At 72.8% G+C, this 21,630-nt stretch carries 20 protein-coding genes and 1 riboswitch; of the genes, 10 read left to right on the top strand and 10 right to left on the bottom strand.

From position 1 onward, the window contains the following. Positions 1 to 153 precede the first annotated feature (153 nt). The 4 genes from ACIRJT_RS24070 to cobN all read right to left on the bottom strand — a co-directional run bounded on the left by ACIRJT_RS24070 (position 154) and on the right by cobN (position 7,378). On the bottom strand, positions 154 to 1,980 hold the full coding sequence (locus tag ACIRJT_RS24070) for an alpha/beta hydrolase (protein ID WP_403912412.1): 1,827 nt from the start codon (positions 1,978 to 1,980) through the stop codon (positions 154 to 156). 7 nt (positions 1,981 to 1,987) lie between these two features. Beyond that, positions 1,988 to 2,449 (bottom strand): hypothetical protein, encoded by a 462-nt coding sequence (locus ACIRJT_RS24065; RefSeq protein ID WP_403912409.1) that lies wholly within the window; start codon positions 2,447 to 2,449, stop codon positions 1,988 to 1,990. Positions 2,450 to 2,536: 87 nt separating this feature from the next. After that, the gene (locus ACIRJT_RS24060; protein WP_403912407.1) at positions 2,537 to 3,631 is read right to left on the bottom strand and encodes a hypothetical protein; all 1,095 of its coding nucleotides are present in this window, start codon (positions 3,629 to 3,631) and stop codon (positions 2,537 to 2,539) included. A 141-nt stretch (positions 3,632 to 3,772) separates the two neighbouring features. After that, entirely contained in the window at positions 3,773 to 7,378 is a 3,606-nt protein-coding gene (gene cobN, locus ACIRJT_RS24055) for a cobaltochelatase subunit CobN (protein ID WP_403912403.1), read from the bottom strand. Between the two features lie 117 nt (positions 7,379 to 7,495). Beyond that, positions 7,496 to 7,575: riboswitch (cobalamin riboswitch) on the bottom strand. Positions 7,576 to 7,935: 360 nt separating this feature from the next. On the opposite strand from cobN, the gene ACIRJT_RS24050 reads away from it, so the two are divergent. From ACIRJT_RS24050 to ACIRJT_RS24040, 3 genes are read left to right on the top strand one after another with little or no spacing between them, the layout of a single operon-like run. After that, complete coding sequence (locus ACIRJT_RS24050) at positions 7,936 to 9,252, top strand: cobalamin biosynthesis protein CobG (RefSeq protein ID WP_403912400.1); 1,317 nt, start codon at positions 7,936 to 7,938, stop codon at positions 9,250 to 9,252. A gap of 55 nt (positions 9,253 to 9,307) precedes the next feature. After that, on the top strand, positions 9,308 to 9,934 hold the full coding sequence (locus ACIRJT_RS24045; protein ID WP_403912398.1) for a precorrin-8X methylmutase: 627 nt from the start codon (positions 9,308 to 9,310) through the stop codon (positions 9,932 to 9,934). 8 nt (positions 9,935 to 9,942) lie between these two features. Further along, on the top strand, positions 9,943 to 11,490 hold the full coding sequence (locus ACIRJT_RS24040; RefSeq protein WP_403912395.1) for a precorrin-2 C(20)-methyltransferase: 1,548 nt from the start codon (positions 9,943 to 9,945) through the stop codon (positions 11,488 to 11,490). Here the strand turns inward: ACIRJT_RS24040 and ACIRJT_RS24035 are convergent. Next, positions 11,475 to 12,245, bottom strand: coding sequence for a cobalt-precorrin-6A reductase (locus ACIRJT_RS24035; RefSeq protein WP_403912392.1), 771 nt, complete (start codon positions 12,243 to 12,245; stop codon positions 11,475 to 11,477). The genes ACIRJT_RS24040 and ACIRJT_RS24035 overlap by 16 nt on opposite strands. A gap of 16 nt (positions 12,246 to 12,261) precedes the next feature. Here ACIRJT_RS24035 and ACIRJT_RS24030 point away from each other — a divergent pair, with 16 nt between their 5' ends. After that, entirely contained in the window at positions 12,262 to 13,383 is a 1,122-nt protein-coding gene (locus ACIRJT_RS24030) for a cobalt-precorrin-5B (C(1))-methyltransferase (RefSeq protein WP_403912389.1), read from the top strand. Between the two features lie 80 nt (positions 13,384 to 13,463). Here ACIRJT_RS24030 and ACIRJT_RS24025 read toward each other — a convergent pair whose 3' ends face one another. Both ACIRJT_RS24025 and ACIRJT_RS24020 read right to left on the bottom strand, forming a co-directional pair. After that, a complete protein-coding gene (locus tag ACIRJT_RS24025; protein WP_403912387.1) occupies positions 13,464 to 13,823 on the bottom strand; it encodes a hypothetical protein in 360 nt (119 codons plus the stop codon). A 14-nt stretch (positions 13,824 to 13,837) separates the two neighbouring features. Continuing rightward, on the bottom strand, positions 13,838 to 15,091 hold the full coding sequence (locus ACIRJT_RS24020) for a helix-turn-helix domain-containing protein (RefSeq protein ID WP_403912385.1): 1,254 nt from the start codon (positions 15,089 to 15,091) through the stop codon (positions 13,838 to 13,840). A 392-nt stretch (positions 15,092 to 15,483) separates the two neighbouring features. Between ACIRJT_RS24020 and ACIRJT_RS24015 the strand changes: the two genes are divergently transcribed. Further along, positions 15,484 to 15,816 carry a hypothetical protein gene (locus ACIRJT_RS24015; protein WP_403912383.1) on the top strand — a complete coding sequence of 111 codons (333 nt, stop codon included), beginning with the start codon at positions 15,484 to 15,486 and terminating at the stop codon, positions 15,814 to 15,816. Between the two features lie 78 nt (positions 15,817 to 15,894). Here ACIRJT_RS24015 and ACIRJT_RS24010 read toward each other — a convergent pair whose 3' ends face one another. Continuing rightward, positions 15,895 to 17,016: a hypothetical protein gene (locus tag ACIRJT_RS24010; protein WP_403912382.1), complete on the bottom strand. Its 1,122-nt coding sequence runs from the start codon at positions 17,014 to 17,016 to the stop codon at positions 15,895 to 15,897. 194 nt (positions 17,017 to 17,210) lie between these two features. Here ACIRJT_RS24010 and ACIRJT_RS24005 point away from each other — a divergent pair, with 194 nt between their 5' ends. Together ACIRJT_RS24005 and ACIRJT_RS24000 are read left to right on the top strand one after the other, a co-directional pair. Further along, positions 17,211 to 17,711 (top strand): HAD domain-containing protein, encoded by a 501-nt coding sequence (locus ACIRJT_RS24005; RefSeq protein WP_403912379.1) that lies wholly within the window; start codon positions 17,211 to 17,213, stop codon positions 17,709 to 17,711. A gap of 70 nt (positions 17,712 to 17,781) precedes the next feature. Further along, positions 17,782 to 18,768: a VOC family protein gene (locus tag ACIRJT_RS24000; RefSeq protein WP_403912376.1), complete on the top strand. Its 987-nt coding sequence runs from the start codon at positions 17,782 to 17,784 to the stop codon at positions 18,766 to 18,768. Between the two features lie 10 nt (positions 18,769 to 18,778). Here ACIRJT_RS24000 and ACIRJT_RS23995 read toward each other — a convergent pair whose 3' ends face one another. Both ACIRJT_RS23995 and ACIRJT_RS23990 read right to left on the bottom strand, forming a co-directional pair. Beyond that, on the bottom strand, positions 18,779 to 18,994 hold the full coding sequence (locus ACIRJT_RS23995) for a hypothetical protein (RefSeq protein ID WP_403912373.1): 216 nt from the start codon (positions 18,992 to 18,994) through the stop codon (positions 18,779 to 18,781). Further along, positions 18,991 to 19,635 carry a dihydrofolate reductase family protein gene (locus ACIRJT_RS23990; protein ID WP_403912371.1) on the bottom strand — a complete coding sequence of 215 codons (645 nt, stop codon included), beginning with the start codon at positions 19,633 to 19,635 and terminating at the stop codon, positions 18,991 to 18,993. The genes ACIRJT_RS23995 and ACIRJT_RS23990 overlap by 4 nt, the downstream gene beginning before the upstream one ends. Before the next feature lie 152 nt (positions 19,636 to 19,787). On the opposite strand from ACIRJT_RS23990, the gene ACIRJT_RS23985 reads away from it, so the two are divergent. From ACIRJT_RS23985 to ACIRJT_RS23975, 3 genes are all read left to right on the top strand, one after another. Further along, complete coding sequence (locus ACIRJT_RS23985) at positions 19,788 to 20,354, top strand: flavoprotein (RefSeq protein WP_403912368.1); 567 nt, start codon at positions 19,788 to 19,790, stop codon at positions 20,352 to 20,354. 77 nt (positions 20,355 to 20,431) lie between these two features. Further along, entirely contained in the window at positions 20,432 to 21,007 is a 576-nt protein-coding gene (locus tag ACIRJT_RS23980) for a hypothetical protein (protein ID WP_403912365.1), read from the top strand. Continuing rightward, on the top strand, positions 21,004 to 21,360 hold the full coding sequence (locus tag ACIRJT_RS23975; protein ID WP_403912363.1) for a winged helix-turn-helix domain-containing protein: 357 nt from the start codon (positions 21,004 to 21,006) through the stop codon (positions 21,358 to 21,360). The genes ACIRJT_RS23980 and ACIRJT_RS23975 overlap by 4 nt, the downstream gene beginning before the upstream one ends. The last annotated feature ends 270 nt before the right edge of the window (positions 21,361 to 21,630 follow it).

Here is a 21,630-nt window from a genome sequence, read left to right as displayed (position 1 = left end):
TGGGAACACGGCCCCGGAGGGAGCGGTGCGCGGGGGCGCGGCGCCCGGTGGCGGCGCGTCCGGTGGTACGCGGAGGTCGGAACAACACAGGTCCTCGGTCGGGTGCGGGCACGCCCACGCGTGCGCGGTGGGTGTCGGGGGATCGGTGAGCGGTCACTCGGGCTCGGTGACGTCACCGTATTCACCGACGACGACGAGCGCCTGGTTCTTCAGCGCCGTCGAGGACTCGTCCCAGTAGCCGCTGTGCCCTTCCACCCCCTTGGTGCCGCCCGGCCCCTCGCCGCCCTCGGCGTCGGTGTTCATCTGGTTGGCGCCGAAGGGCTCGTCGCTGGGGATGAGGAAGACGCCGCCGCCCAGGGACCACTGGCTGCCGCCGTGGCCCCAGCGTCCGATGTCGGGGACCTTGTCGCCGTCCGCCTCCTGGTTCCACACGTGGCCCTTCGGGACGTCCATCTCCTCGGCGGACCCGACCTTGACGCCCGGGCTCCCCGCGAGGATCACGTCGTCGGCGTTGAGGTCGCCCTTCTCGGCCGCCGCCCCGATCAGGGTGGTGCCGTACGAGTGCCCGACGGCCGTGCGGTGCGGTTCGCCGGGGCCGCTGTGCGAGGCTTCCAGTCCGTCCATGAACTGCCGGTACGCGGGCGCCCCGTCGTAGGCGTAGTGCTCGAAGGGCGCGTCCTTCACGACGTCCTGCGGTGCGTCGTAGCCGAGCCAGGTGATCGTGGAGACGTTCGCTCCCGGCGTCGCCTCCTGGGTCTGGCGCCAGAGCTGCGTCATCCGGTCGATGTCGCCCTCGACCTTGCCGAGGTTCGCCGTCGTGCCGGGGACGTACACCGCCTGGTGCTCCGCCGTGTCCGGATTGCCGGTGGCCACGATGGCCCGGCCGTTGCCCTCGGCGCTGAACCCCAGCAGATAGGCCTCCGGCAGCCCCCTCTCGCCGGTCTGGTCGAACCGGGTCCGCAGGGAGTTCATCCCCTTGAGCGAGGTCTCCAGCTGCCGGTGCTGGTCCCCGTACTTCCTGTCCCAGGCCATCCACTCGTCGGTGTGGACCTTCACCGGGTAGCGGCCCGCGGTCATCCAGGTCCACTCGTTGGCGGGGGGCCCCGGGATGCTGTTCAGCTGGAGCTGCGCCACGGCCTGCGTCTCGTCGAGCACGACCCGGTTCGCCTCGTCCCTGATGTCGGAGGGCAGACCGTCGAGCCTGCCCACCAGGGCGGGGTCGAGCGACAGGTAGGCCTCCCGCTCCTGTGGGGTGAGGCCCGCCCACCACGCGGCGTTCGCCTTCGGGGTGCCGTCCTTCGGCGGCCCGCCGATCGCGTCCAGGTACGCCTTGCCCGCGTCCCGCACGCCCTCCATGTCGGACCGCGTGTCCTTCCAGTCGGCGTCCGAGACGGTGAGGTCGTCGTCCGCCGTCAGCGCACGGACCTTGGGCGCCCATTTCCCGTCCGCCTCCGTGGCGTCCTTGAGGGCCCCGGCGATCCGGTCGGCGATCTCCTGGGCGGCTGCGGCGTGCGGGTTGGGGTTGATGTTCGCCGCCTGGCGGCCGACCGCCTGCGCGGTGGGGTCGGTCGCCCCGTTCGTGGAACCGCCCTTGGGCGGCAGCTCGACGCCGTTCTTCGGCTGGGCCTCCGGGTAGCTGACGCTTCCGTCGGGGCCGACCGGGAACTTCCGGGCCGCCGCGTCGTCGAGCGCCGACAGGAGCTTCTTGCGGGCCGCGTCCATGTCGTGCGCGAACCCGTTCAGGGCGGCGCTCAGCAGGCCGCACTGGACCTGGGTGTAGTGGAAGTTGGCCGCGACCCGCTTCAGCTCCGCGATGGCCGCGTCGGCGGCCTCGCCCCGCAGGGACTTGCGGATCCCGGCGGTGACGACGTTCTCCAGGTGGTCCTTGGCCTTGGCCGCCATGTCACCGGTGGAGCGGTATCCGTCGGCCGCCTCCTCCCACTCGGACGGCTTGAGCTCCTTGAGCGTCTGGAGGTTCACCGAACCGTCACCTCCCCGCGTTCCGGCCGCCGACGGCGGGGGTGTCGGCGTGCGCGGTCTTGATGCTGTTCAGCTCCGCCTGCACGGCCTCGTCGGTCAGCAGCAGGTCGTGTCCGGTCTTCTCCAGGACGCCCTTGACGCTGTCGCACCGCTTGCCGAGCGCCTTGACGTAGCGGTCCCACGAGGCGTGCACGGACGTCTGCGCCCCCGCGGTCAGGCAGCCCTCGCCCGCGCCGAGGCCCTTCTGCCCGTCCCGCAGCTTGCCCACCGCCTGGTCGATGCCCTCCCGAAGGGATCCGACGCCCGCGCCGGCGTCGTTCCACGCCTTCTTGGTGGACTTCACCCCGCCGGTGACGCCGCTCGTGGCCGGGCCGGGCCCGTCACCCGCCGGGTACTGGTTGAGCCGCATCCCGACGTCCTGGCGCTGGGAGGCGTCCTGCTTCAGGCGCTCCCACTCATCCCATGCCACGAGCTCTTCCCCCTTGTTCGGCAGCCACCGGGTGGGCAACGTATCAAGCGGATGCGCACGACCTGTGGAGAGCTGAACCGCATCGCGTCAGCTGCCTTTCGGCGTCTCTCCCACCGGCCGCCGGTCCAGGATCCGGGCCGTCGCGTCCGCGTCCAGGCGGGCGGTGCCCTCCTCGCCGGTCACCGTGACCCGGACCCGGGGGCCCACTCCCGTGCCCGCGCCCGGCGTCACGTCGATGCGCCAGCTCTTCGGGTCGCGTACGCCCAGGGTCGTGCGGGCCTCGTGGACCAGGGCGGGGAACAGTTCGTACGGGAGCGTCTGGAGGTGCACCGTCTCGCCGGGCGGGCGGGAGGAGTCGCCGCGGATCTCCATGCGGCGCTCCTCGATGAGGATCGCGGTGACGTCCGCGGTGCCCACCCTGGCCTCCAGATCCGTGGCCGTCTCCCGCATCCGCCCGAGGACCAGCAGCGAGGAGGAGGGTCCGGAGACGGTGGTGGACGTGGTGAACGTCCGGGAGGAGGAGGCGGACGACGTGGAGGAGGGCGCCGTCGACGAGGCCCCCGCATCGCCGTCGGACGTGAACAGCTCGCCCCGGAAGAGGAGCACCACCAAAGCCGCACCCGCCAGGAACATGATGAGCATCAGCACGCACCAGGAGCCCTCGCTCGGCCCCGGCTTCTCCACCAGCGTGGACTCGGGCGCGGAGTCGATCTCCGCCGCCTCGGCCCGGCGGCTCCACTCCGGGGTCGGGCGGGTGACGATCGAAACGTCCCAGGGCTCGTCCGGGCGGTACTCCACGACGGCGATGCCGCGCGGCCGGTAGCCGGGGATGTCGACCAGGTTGATGTGCTCGTTGATCTTCACGCGGTACGCGGGCCGACCGTCCTCCGGCTCCGGCGCCACGGTCAGCTCGAATCTCACCGGCACGTCGGCCGATTCGCCGCTCGTCGCCCGCAGGTCCTCGATCCGGGCGAGGGCGGTCCGGGTCACCGGCGGCGTGCCGGGGCCCGGGGACCACCGCCCGGCGACGGCGGCGATCAGGACGACGAGGAGCAGGCCCCCGACCCCGGTGAGGACGACGGGCAACTCCTCCAGGATCGCGCCGACCACGATGGCCGCGATCGCCGCACCGATCACCCCCGACACGACCGTCAGGCGCAGGGCTTCGAGGAACCTGCTCATCACCGAACTTCCGCGCCCAGCATGCCCGTTGACTTCAACGGCATCCTGCCCGACCTGGCCCTGCCCCGTTGTCCCCATGACCGTGATTGTGCCGGTCGGGGGCGCTGCCGGGCAGGGGCGGACGGAAGAAATACGACGAGGTCAGTCCTCGCCCTCCAGGTTCCCTTCCGTCTCCAGGTACACCTGGCGCAGCGCGTCCAGCACCGCCGGGTCGGGCTTGGCCCACATGCCGCGCGACTCGGCCTCCAGGAGGCGTTCCGCGATGCCGTGCAGGGCCCAGGGGTTGGCCTCCTGGAGGAACTGCCGGTTCTCCGGGTCCAGGACGTACGTCTCGGTGAGCTTGTCGTACATCCAGTCGGCGACGACGCCGGTCGTGGCGTCGTACCCGAAGAGGTAGTCGACGGTGGCCGCCAGCTCGAACGCGCCCTTGTAGCCGTGGCGGCGCATCGCCTCGATCCACTTGGGGTTGACGACCCGGGCGCGGAAGACGCGGGACGTCTCCTCGACGAGCGTCCGCGTGCGGACGGTCTCGGGGCGGGTGGAGTCCCCGATGTACGCGGCCGGTGCCGTGCCCTTGAGCGCGCGCACGGTGGCCACCATGCCGCCGTGGTACTGGAAGTAGTCGTCGGAGTCCGCGATGTCGTGCTCACGGGTGTCGGTGTTCTTCGCCGCGACCTCGATGCGCTTGTAGGCGCTCTCCATCTCCTCGCGGGCCGGGCGGCCGTCCAGCTCACGGCCGTAGGCGTAGCCGCCCCAGACGGTGTAGACCTCCGCGAGGTCGGCGTCGGTGCGCCAGTCGCGGGAGTCGATGAGCTGGAGGAGGCCCGCGCCGTAGGTGCCGGGGCGGGAGCCGAAGATCCGGGTGGTGGCCCGGCGTTCGTCGCCGTGCTCGGCCAGGTCGGCCTGGGTGTGCGCCCGTACGTAGTTCCGCTCGGCGGGCTCGTCCAGCGAGGCGGCCAGCCGTACGGCGTCGTCGAGCAGCCCGACCGTGTGCGGGAACGCGTCGCGGAAGAAGCCCGAGATGCGCAGGGTGACATCGATCCGGGGGCGGCCCAACTCCTCGTACGGGATGGGCTCCAGGCCCGTCACGCGGCGCGAGGCGTCGTCCCAGACGGGGCGGATGCCGAGCAGCGCGAAGGCTTCGGCGATGTCGTCGCCGGCCGTGCGCATCGCGCTGGTGCCCCAGAGGGAGAGGCCGACCGAGGTGGGCCAGTCGCCGTTGTCGGTGCGGTAGCGGGTCAACAAGGACTCCGCCAGGGCCTGTCCGGTCTCCCAGGCCAGCTTCGAGGGGACCGCCTTCGGGTCCACCGAGTAGAAGTTGCGGCCCGTGGGGAGCACGTTGACCAGGCCGCGCAGCGGGGAGCCGGAGGGGCCCGCCGGCACGAAGCCACCGTTCAACGCGTGCACGGCGTGGGTGAGTTCGTCGGTCGTGGCCGCCATGCGCGGGACGACCTCGGTGGCCGCGAAGGTGAGGATGTCGGCCACCGCGTCCGGCAGCCCGGCGGCGACACCGGCCACGGCGCCCGGCTCCCAGTCGGCGTCGTCCATCGCCTGGACGAGCGCGCGGGCCTGCTCCTCGATGGTGTCGGCGGCGGTGCGGGTGGCGGCCGACTCGTCGAGGCCGAGCGCCTCGCGCAGCCCCGGCAGCGAGGCGGTGCCGCCCCAGATCTGGCGGGCGCGCAGCACGGCGAGGACCAGGTTGACCCGGTCGTTCCCGGCGGGCGGGTTGCCCAGCACGTGGAGCCCGTCGCGGATCTGGACGTCCTTGATCTCGCAGAGCCAGCCGTCGAGATGCATGATGAAGTCGTCGAAGCCCTCGTCCTCCGGCCGGTCCTCCAGGCCGAGGTCGTGGTCGAGCTTGGCGGCCTGGATCAGCGTCCAGATCTGCGCGCGGATCGCGGGCAGCTTCGCCGGGTCCATCGCGGCGATCTGGGCGTGTTCGTCCAGGAGTTGCTCCAGCCGGGCGATGTCGCCGTAGCTGTCGGCGCGGGCCATCGGCGGCACCAGGTGGTCGATCAGGGTGGCGTGGACTCGCCGCTTGGCCTGCGTGCCCTCGCCCGGGTCGTTGACCAGGAACGGGTAGACGAGAGGCAGATCGCCCAGGGCGGCGTCCGGGCCGCAGGCGGCCGACAGACCCGCGTTCTTGCCGGGCAGCCACTCCAGGTTGCCGTGCTTGCCCAGGTGGATCATGGCGTCGGCGCCGAAGCCGTTGTCGTCGGCGGAGGCGGCGATCCAGCGGTAGGCGGCCAGGTAGTGGTGCGAGGGCGGCAGATCGGGGTCGTGGTAGATCGCGATCGGGTTCTCGCCGAAGCCGCGCGGCGGCTGGATGAGGATGAGGAGGTTGCCGCGCCGCAGGGCCGCGAGGACGATGTCGCCCTCCGGGTTGGCCGACCGGTCGACGAACATCTCACCCGGGGCCGGGCCCCAGTGCCGCTCCACGGCGAGGCGCAGCTCCTCGGGGAGCGTGGCGAACCAGCGGCGGTAGTCGGCGGCCGGGATACGGACCGGGTTCTTGGCCAACTGCTCGTCGGTCAGCCACTCCTGGTCGTGGCCGCCCGCCTCGATCAGCGCGTAGATCAGCTCGTCGCCGTCGCCGGAGACCAGCCCCGGGATGTCGGCCTCGGGGCCGAAGTCGTACCCCTCGGCGCGCAGCCGCCGCAGCAGCGCCACGGCACTGGCGGGCGTGTCGAGGCCGACCGCGTTACCGATCCGGGAGTGCTTGGTCGGGTAGGCGGAGAGCACGAGCGCGATGCGCTTCTCCGCGTTCGGGATGTTCCGCAGCTTCGCGTGGCGTACGGCGATCCCGGCGACCCGGGCCGCGCGCTCGGCGTCGGCGACGTACGCCGGGAGCCCGTCCTCGTCGATCTCCTTGAAGGAGAACGGGACGGTGATCAGCCGGCCGTCGAACTCCGGCACCGCGATCTGGGTGGCCGCGTCCAGCGGCGAGACGCCCTCGTCGTTCTCCTCCCAGGCGCTGCGCGGGCTGGTGAGGCAGAGCGCCTGGAGGATCGGTACGTCGAGCCCGGTGAGCGCGCCCGCGTCCCACGACTCGTCGTCGCCGCCGGCCGATGCCTCGGCGGGCTTGGTGCCGCCCGCCGCGAGGACGGTGGTCACGATGGCGTCGGCGGCGCGGAGCGCGTCGATCAGCTCGCTCTCCGGCGTACGGAGGGAGGCGACGTACAGCGGGAGCGGCCGGGCGCCGGCGTCCTCCACGGCGGTGCACAGCGCGTCGATGAACGCGGTGTTCCCGCTCATGTGGTGGGCGCGGTAGTAGAGGACGGCGACCGTCGGCGCACCCTCGGCCACCTCGCGGGCCTCCCGCTCCAGTGCTCCCCACGCGGGGGCCGGGGCGGGCGGCTCGAAGCCGTGGCCGGTCAGCAGCACGGTGTCGGAGAGGAACCGGGCGAGCTGCTCCAGGTTGGCGGGCCCGCCGTGCGCGAGGTAGGCGTGCGCCTCGGCGGCGATGCCGATCGGCACGGTGGAGGCGGCCATCAACTGGGCGTCGGGGGCCTGCTCACCGGTCAGCACGATGACCGGGCGGCCGGTGGCCAGCACCGCGTCCAGCCCCTCCTGCCAGGCCCGTACGCCGCCGAGGAGGCGTACGACGACGAGGTCGACGCCGTCCAGGAGGTCCGGCAGTCCGTCGAGGGGGACGCGGGAGGGGTTGGCGTACCGGTAGCTGACGGGTCCCTCACAGGCGCGGGCGCTCAGGAGGTCGGTGTCGGACGTCGACAGGAGCAGGATCATGCTGCGTCAGGCCTTCCTCGGGGTGTCCACGCCCCGGGCGGTGTCGGAGGGTCTCCCCACGTCCGGCTCGGGGGCCGGGCGTCGCGTCCGGCTCGGGAACCGGGCGCTCGGGGAAGGGAGTTCCTGACTCGCCCGGCCGGTGGTGGCGGCCGTGCTCACAGTGGCGGGACCGCGCCGGAATCTCACCGGGCTTCCTCCCCTGTCGCCGTCTGGCGATGGCGGCCTGAACGGACCACCGCCTGCATCCTAAGCGGCGGAGGGCGACGGGGGCAGGGGGCGGGGGTGCGGTGATGATCACGGGGCCGGAGCGCGACGGCTCACCCTCACCCCGCTGACCAGCGGGCCTGCCCCGCCCGCGTCCCGGGGGCCTGCCCTGTCCCCTGTCCCGAGGTCCTGCCCTGCCCTGGCCCGATGGCCTGGCTCTGTCCCTGTCCCGAGGGCCGGGCTCCACCGTGTCCGTGTCCGCAGGCCGGCCCCACCGTGTCCCGCAGGCCGTCCCCACCCGCTGTCCCGCAGGTCACAGGAGCGAGCCCACCGACGGGACCGGCCCGGTCGGTATGCTCGCCGCCATGCCCGATTCCGCCCCCTCGCCCCTTTCCACGGGCGGCTCATCCCCCCGCGCCGGCGGCGACGCCTGCCCGGGGACGCTGCGGCTGCACCGGGCCGACGACGGTGCGCTGGCGCGGGTACGCGTCCCCGGCGGGGTGCTCAGCGCGGACCGGGCGGACGCGCTGCTCGCGGTGGCCGACCGGTTCGGGGACGGTGAGCTGCATCTCACCTCGCGGGGCAACGTCCAGCTGCGCGGCCTCGACGCCGAGTGCGGCGGCGGTCCGGCCGAACTGCTCGGCGCCGCCGGGCTGCTGCCGTCGGCCGCGCACGAGCGGGCCCGCAACATCGTGGCCTCGCCGCTCGCCGGACTCGACGGATCGCCCTCGGCCGGCGGCCGGCTGTCCGAGCTGGACGGCCTGGTGTGCGGGTCGGCCGCCGCCGCCGCGCTCTCCGGCCGCTTCCTCTTCGCCCTGGACTCCGGCCGCGGCGACGTGGACGCGCTGGGCGCGGACGTGACGCTGATCGTGGAGGACGACGACTGCCTCCTGCGGGTCGGGGCCGCCGACGAGGTGTTCCGGCTGCCGGCGGCGGACGGCCCGCGCGCCGCGCTCCTGGCCGCCGAGGCGTTCCTCCGCGCCGCCCGGGACTCCGGCGCGTGGCGCGTGAAGGACCTGCCCGAGGACGTGCGCGCCGCGCTGGTCCGCACCGTCGGGGCGGCGGCGGGCCCAACGGCCCACCGCCCCCGTCCGCGTACGGCGAAGGCCCCGGCCCCGGGCCCGGTCACCGCACCGGGCACCGGCACGAGCGCGCCCGCGACCGTGACCGCGATCAGCATCGGTGTGCCGCTGGGCCGGCTCGCCCCCGCCCAGTGGCGGCTGCTCACCGAAACGGCCCGGCGGTACGGCAACGAGCTGCGGCTCACCCCGTGGCGCGGGATCATCGTCCCCGGCCCCTTCGGGCAGTCCGGCCCCTCCGGGCCCGCGGCCGAGGCGCTGGACGCGCTGGCGGCGGCCGGGCTGATCACCGGCCCGGGCTCCCCGTGGACCGGCGTCGGCGCCTGCATCGGCCACCCCGGCTGTGCGAAGTCGCTGTCCGACGTGCGGGCCGAAGCGGGGGCCGCTGTCGGACCGGTCGGGCGGCTCCCTGTGTACTGGTCCGGGTGCGAACGCCGCTGCGGCCACCCCCACGGGGAGTGGATCGACGTGGTCGTCACGCCCGAAGGACACCGGATCTCGCACGTGCGGGGCGAACACCGTGCCCCCCGGGCGGCGGTCCGGAACGACCCGGCGGCACTCACCGCGGCGGTGGCCGCTGCCCGCGCCTGAACACACTCTCCCCTCCCCCATTCCGGCTACACCGGCAGAAGAAAGCGACAGCACTGTGCACCAGTACGAGAAGGACGGACCGGCGATCTACCGCCAGTCCTTCGCCACCATCCGCGCGGAGGCGGATCTGGCCGGGCTGCCCGCCGACGTGAGCCAGGTCGCCGTCCGGATGATCCACGCCTGCGGCATGGTCGACCTCGTAACGGACCTCGCCTTCTCGCCGAACGTCGTGGCCGACGCCCGCGCGGCCCTGCGCTCCGGCGCCCCGATCCTCTGCGACGTGGCGATGGTGGCCAGCGGGGTCACCCGCAAGCGGCTGCCCGCGGACAACGACGTGGTGTGCACGCTGTCGGACCCGTCCGTGCCGGAGCTGGCCGCGAGGATGGGGACCACGCGCAGTGCGGCGGCCCTGGAGCTGTGGCGGGACCGGATGGAGGGGGCCGTGGTCGCGGTCGGCAACGCCCCGACCGCCCTGTTCCGGCTGCTGGAGATGATCGAGGAGGGCGCCCCGCGCCCCGCCGCCGTCATCGGCGTCCCGGTCGGCTTCATCGGCGCGGCCGAGTCCAAGGAGGCCCTGGCCGAGCACGCGTCGGGCCTGGAGCACCTGATCGTCCGCGGCCGGCGCGGCGGCAGCGCGATAGCTGCGGCGGCGCTCAACGCCATCGCGAGCGAGGAAGAGTAGTGAAAGCAGTGACCACTCCAGTGAACGTGAACGGGATCAAGAGTGGCGGCGGCGTCGGCTCCGGCAGGCTCTACGGTGTCGGGCTCGGCCCCGGCGACCCGAACCTGATGACGCTGCGGGCCGTCCAGGCCATCGGCGAGGCCGACGTCGTCGCCTACCACAGCGCCCGGCACGGCCGTTCGATCGCCCGGTCCATCGCGGCGGCGCACCTGCGGCCCGACCACGTCGAGGAGGCCCTGGTCTATCCCGTCACGACGGAGACCACGGACCACCCGGGCGGCTACCGGGGCGCGCTGGAGGAGTTCTACGAGAAGGCCGCGGCCCGTCTCGCGGCGCATCTGGACGCGGGCCGGACGGTCGCGGTACTCGCCGAGGGCGACCCGATGTTCTACGGCTCGTACATGCACATGCACAAGCGCCTGGCCGACCGCTACACCACCGAGGTCATCCCGGGCGTGACGTCCGTCAGCGCGGCGGCGGCCCGCCTCGGCACCCCCCTGGTCGAGGGCGAGGAGATCCTGACGATCCTCCCCGGCACCCTCCCGGAGGAGGAGCTGACGGCCCGTCTCGCCGCCACGGACACGGCGGTGGTGATGAAGCTGGGGCGTACGTTCCCGGCGGTGCGCGGGGCGTTCGAGGCGTCGGGGCGGCTCGCGGAGGCGCGGTACGTGGAGCGGGCGACGATGGCCGGGGAGCGCACGGGCGACCTGGCGGACATCGACCCGGCGTCGGTCCCGTACTTCTCGGTCGCGGTCCTGCCGAGCCGTGTCGACGCGCCGCGCCCCTCACCGTCGACGGGCGGCGAGGTCGTGGTCGTGGGCACCGGCCCGGCGGGCCCGCTCTGGCTGACGCCCCAGACCCGCGGAGCCCTCGCCTCGGCCGACGCCGTGGTCGGCTACACGACCTATCTGGACCGGGTGCCGGTCCGTCCGGGCCAGGCGCGGCACGGCTCGGACAACAAGGTCGAGTCCGAGCGCGCCGAGTTCGCCCTGGACCTGGCGCGGCGGGGCCACCGGGTCGCGGTGGTCTCCGGCGGCGACCCCGGGGTCTTCGCGATGGCGACGGCGGTCCTGGAGGTGGCCTCGCAGGACACGTACGCGGACATCCCCGTACGGGTCCTGCCCGGCGTCACCGCGGCCAACGCGGCGGCGGCCCGCGCGGGTGCGCCGCTGGGCCACGACTACGCCACGATCTCCCTCTCGGACCGGCTCAAGCCCTGGGAGGTCATCGCGGAGCGCCTGCGCGCGGCGGCCTCGGCGGACCTGGTGCTGGCCCTGTACAACCCGGGCTCCAAGTCCCGTACGTGGCAGGTCGGCAAGGCCCGCGACCTGCTCCTGGAGCACCGCTCGCCGGACACCCCGGTGGTGCTGGCGCGCGATGTCGGAGGTCCGACGGAGAGTGTGCGGACGGTGCGGCTGGCCGACGTCGACCCGGCGGAGGTGGACATGCGGACGCTGCTGATCGTGGGCTCGTCGCAGACCCGGTGGGTGGAGCGGGGCGGTTCCGGCGCCGGCCGGTCCGTCGTGTGGACGCCCCGCCGCTACCCGGAGGCGTAGAGCCGGCGTACCCACCGGGCGGCCTCATCGGGCGTACGGGCCACCGGCACCCCTTCCGGCACCGGTGGCCGCCGGACCACGACGACGGGGATCCCGGCCTCGCGGGCGGCGGTGAGCTTGGGTGCGGTGGCGTCCCCACCGCTGTCCTTGGTGACGAGCACGTCGATCCGATGGCGGCGGATCAGCTCACGCTCCCCGGGGAGATCGAACGGCCCCCGGTCGAGCAGCACCTCCATCCGGGCCGGGCCGGGCGGCTCCGGCGCGTCGACGGACCGCACGAGGAACCACAACGCGTCGAGTCCCGCTCCCGCGAAGGCGGCGAGCCCCATCCGCCCGGTGGTGAGGAAGACCCGCTCGCCGAGTGCGGGCAGCAGCTCGGCGGCCCCGGCGAGCGTGGCGGCGGTGTGCCAGCGGTCGCCGTCCTGGGCGACCCAGCCGGGCCGGCGGAGGGCGAGGAGAGGAACATGGGCCTGTGCGGCGGCCTCGGCCGCGTTCCGGCTCATGGTCGCGGCGAAGGGGTGGGTGGCATCGACGACGGCGTCCACACCGTGCTCACGCGCCCAGGCGGCGAGCCCCTCGGGTCCCCCGAACCCGCCGACGCGCACGTCACCGGGCGGCAGCTTCGGCGAGGCGACGCGCCCGGCGAGCGAGGTGGTGACCCGGACCCCCGGGTGATGGGCGACCAGGTGCTCGGCCAGCCGCCGCGCCTCGGTCGTACCCCCCAGAACAAGAACATGCACAGGCAGCACAGGCATCGGAACGGACTCTCTCGTGAACGCTGAGGCGCAGGGCGGTCGCAGTGCCCAACTCAAACACACCGGCCTGCGCCCCGGCTGGACGACCGGGGCCTGTGCGACGGCGGCGACGACGGCCGCGTACACGGCGCTGCTGACCGGCGACTTCCCCGACCCGGTGACCATCACCCTGCCGAAGGGCCAGACGCCGGCGTTCGCGCTGGCGGTGGAGGAGCTGACGGCCGGGCCGGACGAGGGAGTGGCGACCGCCGGAGTGGTGAAGGACGCGGGCGACGACCCGGACGTGACGCACGGGGCACTGGTCCGGTCGACCGTACGGAGACTGCCGCCGGGCTCCGGCGTGGTGTTCCGGGCGGGTCCGGGCGTGGGCACGGTCACCCTCCCCGGCCTGCCGCTGGACGTCGGCGAGCCCGCGGTGAACCCGGTCCCGCGCCGGCTGATGCGCGAGCACGTGGAGCGGGTGGCGGCGGAGCACGGGGGGACGGGGGACGTGGAGATCACGGTCTCGGTCGACCACGGCGAGGAGATCGCCCGCTCGACGTGGAACGGCCGGCTCGGCATCCTGGGCGGCCTGTCGATCCTGGGCACGACGGGGGTGGTGGTCCCGTACTCCTGCTCGGCGTGGATCGACTCGATCCGCCGGGGCGTGGACGTGGCGCGGGCGGCGGGCCTGACCCATGTGGCGGGCTGCACGGGCTCGACGTCGGAGAGGACGGTGGTGTCGGAGTACGGCCTGCCGGACATCGCGCTGCTGGACATGGGCGACTTCGCGGGCGCGGTCCTGAAATACGTACGCCGCCACCCCGTCGCCCGCCTCACGATCTGCGGCGGCTTCGCGAAGCTCTCCAAACTGGCCGCGGGCCACCTGGACCTCCACTCGGCCCGCTCCCAGGTCGACAAGCCCTTCCTGGCCGGCCTGGCCCGGACGGGCGGGGCGAACGAGGACCTGGCTTCCCGGATCGCCACCGCCAACACGGGCCTGGAGGCCCTGCGCCTGTGCGAGGCGGCGGGCGTCCCGCTGGGCGACCTGGTGGCGTCACGGGCCCGCGACGAAGCCCTCGCCGTGCTGCGGGGCGCGCCGGTCGCGGTCGACGTGATCTGCATCGACCGGGCGGGGGTGGTGGTGGGGCGGGGGTAGGGCCCACGTCGAAGCCCTGAACACCCCGGGCCACCCCGGGCCACCCCGGGCCACCCGAGTCCCGCGGAGCCCGGCGGCAGCTACCCCTTCTCGATGGCGCCGAAAATGTCGGCGTCGGTTTCCTGCTGCCAGGCCGGAAGGTCGGGCCAGTCCGCGACGTAGCCCGGCTTGGGATCGTCGAAGTGCTTGAACATCTGGGCCGTCCAGCAGGTAGCGACGAAGCGCCCGCGCTGTTCACGCGAAAGCCGGGAAGCATGCCCTCCGCTGATCTCGACGAACTGGCGCACCTGCTCGTACACAGCCCCGGCCGCTTCGCGCTCCCACTGCGGGGTGTCCTCCCACGGGGTGACGTAGCCGGCCTTCGGCTCACCGGGGAAATGGCGATGCACTCCCGCGATCCAGGCTTCCCGGAACAGTCGTGCACCCTCGGTCTGCGGCATGCCATCCCCTCTCGTCACGGTGTACTCAGCGCGGCGATGTCCGCCCCCAGTTCCGCCACGCGGTGGTCACGGCTCAGGGGACCGAACTCGCCGTGCAGCTTTCGGAGTCTACGGACGACGTATCCGGATCCGGAGGATCGCGCCAGGGCGATGGCCTCCTTGCCGTACGCGACGACCTGCTCGGGGTCTCGACGCCTCGCCCCGATCGCCGCCAAGTCCGTCAGCACTGCGCCCCTGCGCCGATAGGACTGACCGGGTGACAGGGCTGTCTGCTCCAGCGCTCGCGTCAGGGTGTCCTCCGCCAGATCCAGACGCCCGAGTTTCACGTAGCAAGATCCCCGCTCCTCGGCCAAGCGCGCGCCGTCGAACCGGAGCCATCCCCCGTTGACGCTGTCGGAGGCGAGATCGCGAACGGCCTCGGCGCGACTCATCGCGCGCTCACACGCGTCCAGATCGCCCAGAGCTGCATAGGTCTCGGCCTGTACGGATGCGGCCCAGTGGCGGGTCGATAGATTCTTGTCGCCCCGACCCGCTAGTCGTTCGGCAGCACCGAGCAGTTGCGCGGCCGAGCGGTAGCGCTGCTCGGACATGTCCACGTAGGCGTGCCGGACGAGCGCACACGCCCACAGGTCGTACGCCTGGGCGTCCTTGCTGACCGAAGCGGCCAGAGTGTACGAAGCAGCGGCCTCGGAATACCGATTCCCGTCGAACGCGACCTCGCCCGCCAACTGAAACAGGTCTGCCGCCGCGTTCAGCAGGGTCCGAGCGCTTCCGTGCTGCCCGGCGAGAGCCTCGTTCAAGGTGCCGATCTGGTCGCGCACAACCGGGTACACGGACCCCTTGGAACGGGACAGTTGGTAGACCCGCCAGAGATGGTCGTTCATCCGGGCGAAATCGGCGGGCACACCACTGCGGGTCCCCTGGTCCAGCGCTTCGGCCTCGTCCACGGGCAAGGCGGTCAGTGCGCCACTGACGGTCAGTATGCGGAGGAACTCGCGGCGAATCATCTCGTCAGGGTCTCCCGCGTTCGGGGGCTCACTGGATAGCTGTCCGGCGGCTTCCCGGCCGATGGTTCGTGACTGTGCCAGGAGGGCGTCCAGCTCGTGGAGGCTGACTTCGAGGGCAGCGGCCAGGCCTCGCCGCTGGAGTGGCTGCGGACTGATCCGGCCGCCCTCCCAGCGCCCGACCGTTGTGCGGTCCACACCGAGCGACTGGGCGAGTTTCTCCTGACTGTAGCCCAAGGCCCTACGCCGCTCCGCCAGTCCCATGGCACCCGCTTCCCGCAGCTCTGTCGTGCACGCATCTGCATCAACAGTGCCGCAACGATGCCGTGGATACCGCTGACTCCGTCCGATTTCCTGGTTGTTGACCCGGACGAGTGCCGGACTGAGCGAAGGAGTCCGATCATGCCCAAGAGAGACGAGACCACGCTGCACGAGCCCTCGGGCGGCCGGCATACTGCGCGGCACATCACGGAACCGCGCGTCCTCCTGAGGCTCAGGGTGTCCCGTGACTCAGGCCGGACGTGGGGACAGGTCACAGAAGTACGGGAGGACGAGAACCTGCCGCTGCTGGACAGCCCTGGTGCCCTTCCTCCCTGCGCCTGCCTTCGCTGTACTCCTCGAACGCCCCGCCCCGAAGACTCGCCTGCGGGGTTGTCGTGAGGCAGTGCGCCCGCTGGCACCGCCTGCCGCTCGACCTGGCGCGGGAGGCAGGCAGCAAGGCGCCGGGTGGGCACCTGGACAGAGCCGTCCGGTGCCATCTGTCCACCCACGAGGGCGACGAACACCACGGCTTCCTCACCGAACTCGACGCGTACGGGACCGCGCTGTGGCTGCGCTGGTGTGGAAGGGACAAGGTGGAGGTGGTCACCCTCCCGGACTGTCCAGCACTGAGCACCGGCCGGGACAGAGACGGCTGCCGCCTTTTCGCCGACCATATCCAGCAGCACACCTGGGAAGGCTCGCGGGAGGTGCCCTCACGCACCAGTTGATCGCGGGCCCAGAAGACCACACCCCGGCCCGAATGCATGATCAGCCCAAGAGTTCCTGCCGGTCGCGGGGGCAGCCCGCTACGAAGCCCCGGCTTCCCCGGGCAGCCCCGCGGCCGCCGCGGCAGCCAGCCGCCCCCGCCACCCGTCCGGATCGCGTCCGGCCTCCACGGCGGCCGCCGCGTCGTCAGCGAGGTCGACGCCAAGGTCCGCGGCGCGGCGCTCGGCCCAGCGGGCCCAGGCGGCGGCCTGCCGGCAGTCGGAGCACTCGGTCTCCTCGGCCATGGCCCGGAAGACGTGCTCGGTCCCGGGTCCGGCGCAGGTGACGAGGGGCGCGACGTATCGGGGAACGGCAGGCGGGGGCGGGGGCGTCGGTTCCGAGGGCGGGCGCACCGGCTCGACAGCGAGTACGGGGGCGGCGGCTTCGGGCATCTTCTGCTCCAGCCGGTGCCGCAGGAACCCCACGGCGCACCGGACCCCGTCCTGCGGAAGATTGCTGCTCAGCACCCGCCGCAGCTCACCTCCGGAGACTCCGCGCCGCAGCCACTCCACCGCCTGCGCGACCAGCGAACGAGCCTCGGCGACACCGAGGCGGAGTCCGTGACTCGCGTGCCGCAGCGAGAGCAACACCCGCTCCGCGTCCGCTTCTTCAGCCGTCAACGGCCGCAACACCGGCGCCGCGTCCGCGACTGCCTCCGCGACCGCTTCCGCGACCGCTTCGGTGTCGAGGGCTTCGGTGGGTGGGTGGGAAGTGTTCTTCGCCCGTTCTTCGTCTACCGGTAGTTGATGACCGACCGTCCGGGACCCCGGCCGGCCGACGGTCGGAAACCGCGCACTCGGAGACGAGGCGACACCCCCGCCGACGCCCGCGTCGCACCACACCGCGACGACCTCGGCCTCGGCCTCGGCCAACGGCACATTGGCGAACAACTGCTGCGTGGCCCAGCGCCCACGCTCCCCGCAGACCCGCCGCTCATGCACGAACCCGCACAGGACCAACTGCTCCTTGGCCCGCTGGAACGCCCGCCCCCTGATGCCCAGCTTCCGGGCATGCTCGGACAACGCCAGATCCGTACAGCCGTCCGGCAACCCCTGAACGTAGAGAATCAGAACCTTCGCGTCACTGCACAGACGCGGATGACGCACGACGTCGTGCGAAGCCTTCGTGTAGCGCCGAGAGGGCGCGATAGCATGCCAAAGCATCCTGCGTGGACCTGTGCTTCCACTAGTTGGGTGAAGGCCCTCGGCTCGGTGCTCGATACACCACCGGGGGCCGCCCCATGTGCGGGTACACACAGAGCGTGATGACGCGATCACCGTACCGCAGCCGGGAAGGCACGAGGACCAGAATGCGGAACACCCCACTCGACCAGGTGACTTACTGATTCCGTGGGCGCATGCGCGAGGACGACCACACACCCGGGACCCATCCGCGCGCCCCGCGTCCCCTGCTCCTCCTGGACGTGGACGGCGTACTGAACCCCTTCGCCGCCCCGACCTGCCCACCCGGCTACCGCGAACACGGCTTCTTCCCCGACGACGACCCCCCGGTCCGCCTGAACGACGCGCACGCCCCGTGGCTCGCGCTCCTCGCGGGCCGCTTCGACCTGGCCTGGGCCACCGGCTGGGAGGACGAGGCGAACACCTACCTGTCCCCGTTCCTCGGCCTCCCCCGCCTACCGGTGGTCCGCTTCCCTCCGGTCCCTTTCGCTCCGGCGGAGAAGGTGCCGCCGATCGCGGCCTTCGCGGGGGACCGCCCGACCGCCTGGGTGGACGACGCGCACACCCCGGAAGCCCGGGAGTGGGCCGAACTCCGGACAGCACCGACGCTGTTGGTCGCCACGGACCCGGCGCAGGGGCTGACGGAGGAGACGGTGAGAACGCTGCTGAGCTGGTGAGAGAGGGGCATCGACGACGACGCACGTCACCACAACACCGCTCATCACCGCGCCAGTTACGGTAAACGTCATGTCACACGACACGACGCGTCTCCACCACGTGGGCCACATCGTCCGGGACTTGGCCGAGGCGAGCGCCCTGTACGGGCGGCTCGGCTTCGTCGTGCCGCCGCCGAGCTGTCCGGCGATGCCGCGGAGCGAAGGAGCGGCGCCCGAGCCCTTCGGGGCGGCCAATACGCACGCCGACTTCCCGGACTCCTTCCTCGAACTCGCGACCTGCGTGAACGCCGGCGACTCCGGACGTCTGCCCGCCGATACGCGCCTCGTCCCCCTGGAGGCACCGGCGGAGGTGCTGGAGCAGCTGGTGGAGCGGATCGGGGAGACGAGCGCCCATCTGGCCGCCTACCTCGATCGTTTCCAGGGCCTGCACATCCTCATGTTCTCGTCGCCCGCCATCGACGAGGCGGCCGCGCGTCTGACGGCGGTGGGCGTACGGCACGGTGGGGTCAACACCGTACGGCGGGCGGCGCCTTCGGGAGCCGGCTCCCCGGTCGAGACCATCCGCTACCTGGAGATCGACGTGCGGGAGCCGGGCACGGGCACGGGTGCCGGAACCGTCCCGGAGGGCAGGGTGGGCATCGTCGCCGATCTCGACCCGGGCATCCAGTCCGCACGACACCTGGACCATCCCAACGGGGCGACGGGCCTGGCCGAGGCGACGCTGTGCGTGGCGGACGAGGATCTGGCCGCCACGCGTCACCGGTACGCGACCTACCTGGGACGCCACCCTCGTCAGGAGCGCGAGGCCCTGATCTTCGATCTCGACGGGGCAGCGCTGAAGATCATCCCGAAGTCGGCCCTGCCGACGACCCTGCCGGGCGAGGAACTGCCCGAGCTACCGGCTCTGGTGGCGTACACCGTGACGGTGCGCGACCTGCCCCTGGTCCGGGACCTGCTCCACCGCAACGACATCCCGGTGCGGGAAACACCGACCGGCGACTTCTTCGTACCGGCGAAGGTGGCGCTCGGCGCGGCGGTCGTCTTCCGCGCGGGGTGAAGCGGCCCGATCAACCGCCGCTGAGGGGCGATCCCCAGGCGGAATCGTGCTGGGCCCGCCGCTCCAGATGGCCGAGCAGATGACCGGCCGCCCGCCCGACGGTGCCCTCGGGCGCTCCGGCCGGGACCAGAGCGGCAGCAAGGCGCGCCCGGACCGCCTCGTCCGACCACGCCCCGCGCAGAAGAGGCAGAAGCAGCAGGAGGATTCGGCCGGCCCCCGCCGTCACCTCCGCCAGAACAGGTGGTGCGTCATGCCGCTCGGGCTCGGAACGACCTCCAGGTGGTACCGGTCGAGCAGCTCGTCGGGCGACTCCCACAGGCGCAGGCCCGTGCCCAGCTTCACCGGCGCGACCGCCACGTGCAGGGTGTCGACCAGTCCGGCGTCGAGGAACTCACGGATCGTGGTGACTCCGCCGCCGAGCCGCACGTCCTTGCCGTCCGCCGCTTCCCGCGCCTGGTCGAGGACGGTCGCCGGGTCGCCGTCGACGAAGTGGAACGTGGTGTCCGACAGGGTGAGCGTCGGGCGCTTGTGGTGCGTCATCACGAACACCGGGGTACGGAAGGGGGGTTCCTCTCCCCACCAGCCCTGCCACGCGTGGTTCTCCCACGGCCCTCGCTGCGGGCCGAACTTGTTGCGCCCCATGATCTCGGCGCCGATGTTGTGGGCGAAGTCCCGCGTGAGGTAGTCGTCCAGGCCCCGGGTCCCACCCGGTTCCGTGCGGTTCGGCCAGCTCGCCGTCGCCCCGGCCCAGGAGAAGAGCCGCTCGGGGTCGACGTGACCGAACGGCCGCTCCAGCGACTGCTCCTCGCCGGCGGCGATACCGTCGCTCGACACCGTGAAGTTCTGGACTCTCAGCAGCTGGGTCACGGGCTTCTCCTGCTTCTGCGCGGTCAACGACGGTGGTGAGACTTCCCGGGGAGGGAAAACTCATCGGTCGAGGGCAGAGATCACCTCTCTCCGCCCCTCCGTTCCCCTCCTCTTCCTCACCTCACCACACACCGCACGCGCCTCAGCGATCCATGGGAGTCCTCGTGAGCGATCAGTCCGGCCGCCTGGCCCGCAAGCCGTTCCTGTACGTCGTGGTCTGCGCGGCCGGGGTCGCCCGCGACGTCGACCTGCTGTTCGCCGCCGCCCAGGACGCCGGCTGGGAGGTGGGCGTCGTCGCCACACCGCAGGGGCTCGGGTTCCTCGACCCGGCGGCCGTCGAGGCCCGGACGGGATACCCGGTCCGCTCCGCCTGGCGCTCCCCCGGCGACCCTCGCCCGCTGCCCGACCCGGATGCCATCGCCGTCGCGCCCGCCACCTTCAACACCATCAACAAGTGGGCGGCCGGGATCTCGGACACCCTGGCCCTCGGCATCCTCTGCGAGGCGTACGGGCTCGGCGTCCCCACCGCCGTCCTCCCGGCCGTGAACTCCGCCCTCGCCGCGCACCCCGCGTACGTCGAGAGCCTGCGGAGGCTGCGCGGCATGGGCGTCCTCGTCAGCACCCGTACACCGCACACACCCAAGTCCGGTGCAGCGGCGCCCTTTCCGTGGGAGGACGCACTGGAGCTGCTCGCGCCCGGACTCTCCGCGGGGACCTGAACACCTGCGGCCGGGGTCCGGCGAGAGCGCTGCACTCTGGAGGAAAGTACTTTCCTCCAGGGAAAGTGCATGCCATCATGACGAGTCAGCAGCTCACCCGCGCCCCGGAAGGCCCCCGCATGCCCATGCCCTCTTCGCCGCCCCCCTCGCCGTCGCGGGAGAACGAGACCGGGCGCCCCGACGCCTCGGCGGAGTACGCGGCCGGCGCGCTGAGCGACGTACGGCTGGCGCAGCAGCGGGCCGGGCTCCGGGCGGGCATGACGCCTGCCTGGTACGGGCCGGCCGCCGCGGTCGCCCTGGTGGGGCCGAGCATGGTGCGGGCCTGGAGCGACGGCCGGGGTGGAGCCGCGACGGTGATCGCGCTGCTCGTGTCGGTGCTCGGGCTCGGCGTCGTCGTCACGCTCGCGCGGGCCGCCCGGCGGGGGGCCGGGGTCCTGGTGGCGCGGTCCTGGTCCTCGCGACTGCGGCGGAGCCGGGTTGTCCTGCCCGTCGTCTTCGCGGCCGGAGCAATCGCGGGAATCACCTGCTGGGCGGCCGGGGCGAGCCAGGCCGCCACCCAGATCGGCGTGTTCGGAGTATGGGGGCTCGGCGTCTGGGGCGCTTGCCTCCTTCGTAACGCGGCCATCCGACGTGCTCTGCGGGATCTCGCGTGAGCGGCAGAGCCGGCCGGAGCGACAGACCCGCGCGGGACGAGCCCCCCGCACTGGACGGCGTCATCCACCATCCGACCCGGCTGGCCCTCGTCGCCTTCCTCTCCGCCTGCGACGAGGCCGAGTTCGCCGCCGTGCGCGACGGGTGCCAGGTCTCCGACTCGACCCTCAGCAAGAACGCCTCCGCACTGGAGGCCGCGGGCTACCTCCACGTACGCAAGGGGCACGTCGGCAAGCGGCCCCGGACCTGGCTGTCCCTCACTCCTGCCGGGCGACAGGCGTTGGCCCGGCACCTCGCGGCGCTCCAGGACCTGGTGGACGCCTCGCGGCGTGCGGCGGGCCCGGTCGGCGCGTAGCACCGCCACCGCCCCGTGTGCGGATATCCAGGGGCGATTTCCGGCCAGGGCGGCGAGGCGGCGAGGCGGCGAGACCGACCACGACAGAGGGCGGCCTGCGGGGAAGGCCGGAGGGCCAGTCCGTGGGCCGGTCCGTGGGCCGGTCCGTGGGCCGGTCAGTGGGGGCCCCATCAACACCGCCCCCGCACGGCCCACGGCTGCGTCCCCTCGACGGAATTTCGCCGCCCGATAGGGTAATGGCCGGATAAAGAGATCACCAAGTGCGCGCGC

Source organism: Streptomyces sp. NPDC102283, assembly GCF_044766265.1.
Classification (GTDB): Bacteria; Actinomycetota; Actinomycetes; order Streptomycetales; family Streptomycetaceae; genus Streptomyces.
This window is presented reverse-complemented; position numbering and strand designations above follow the sequence as displayed.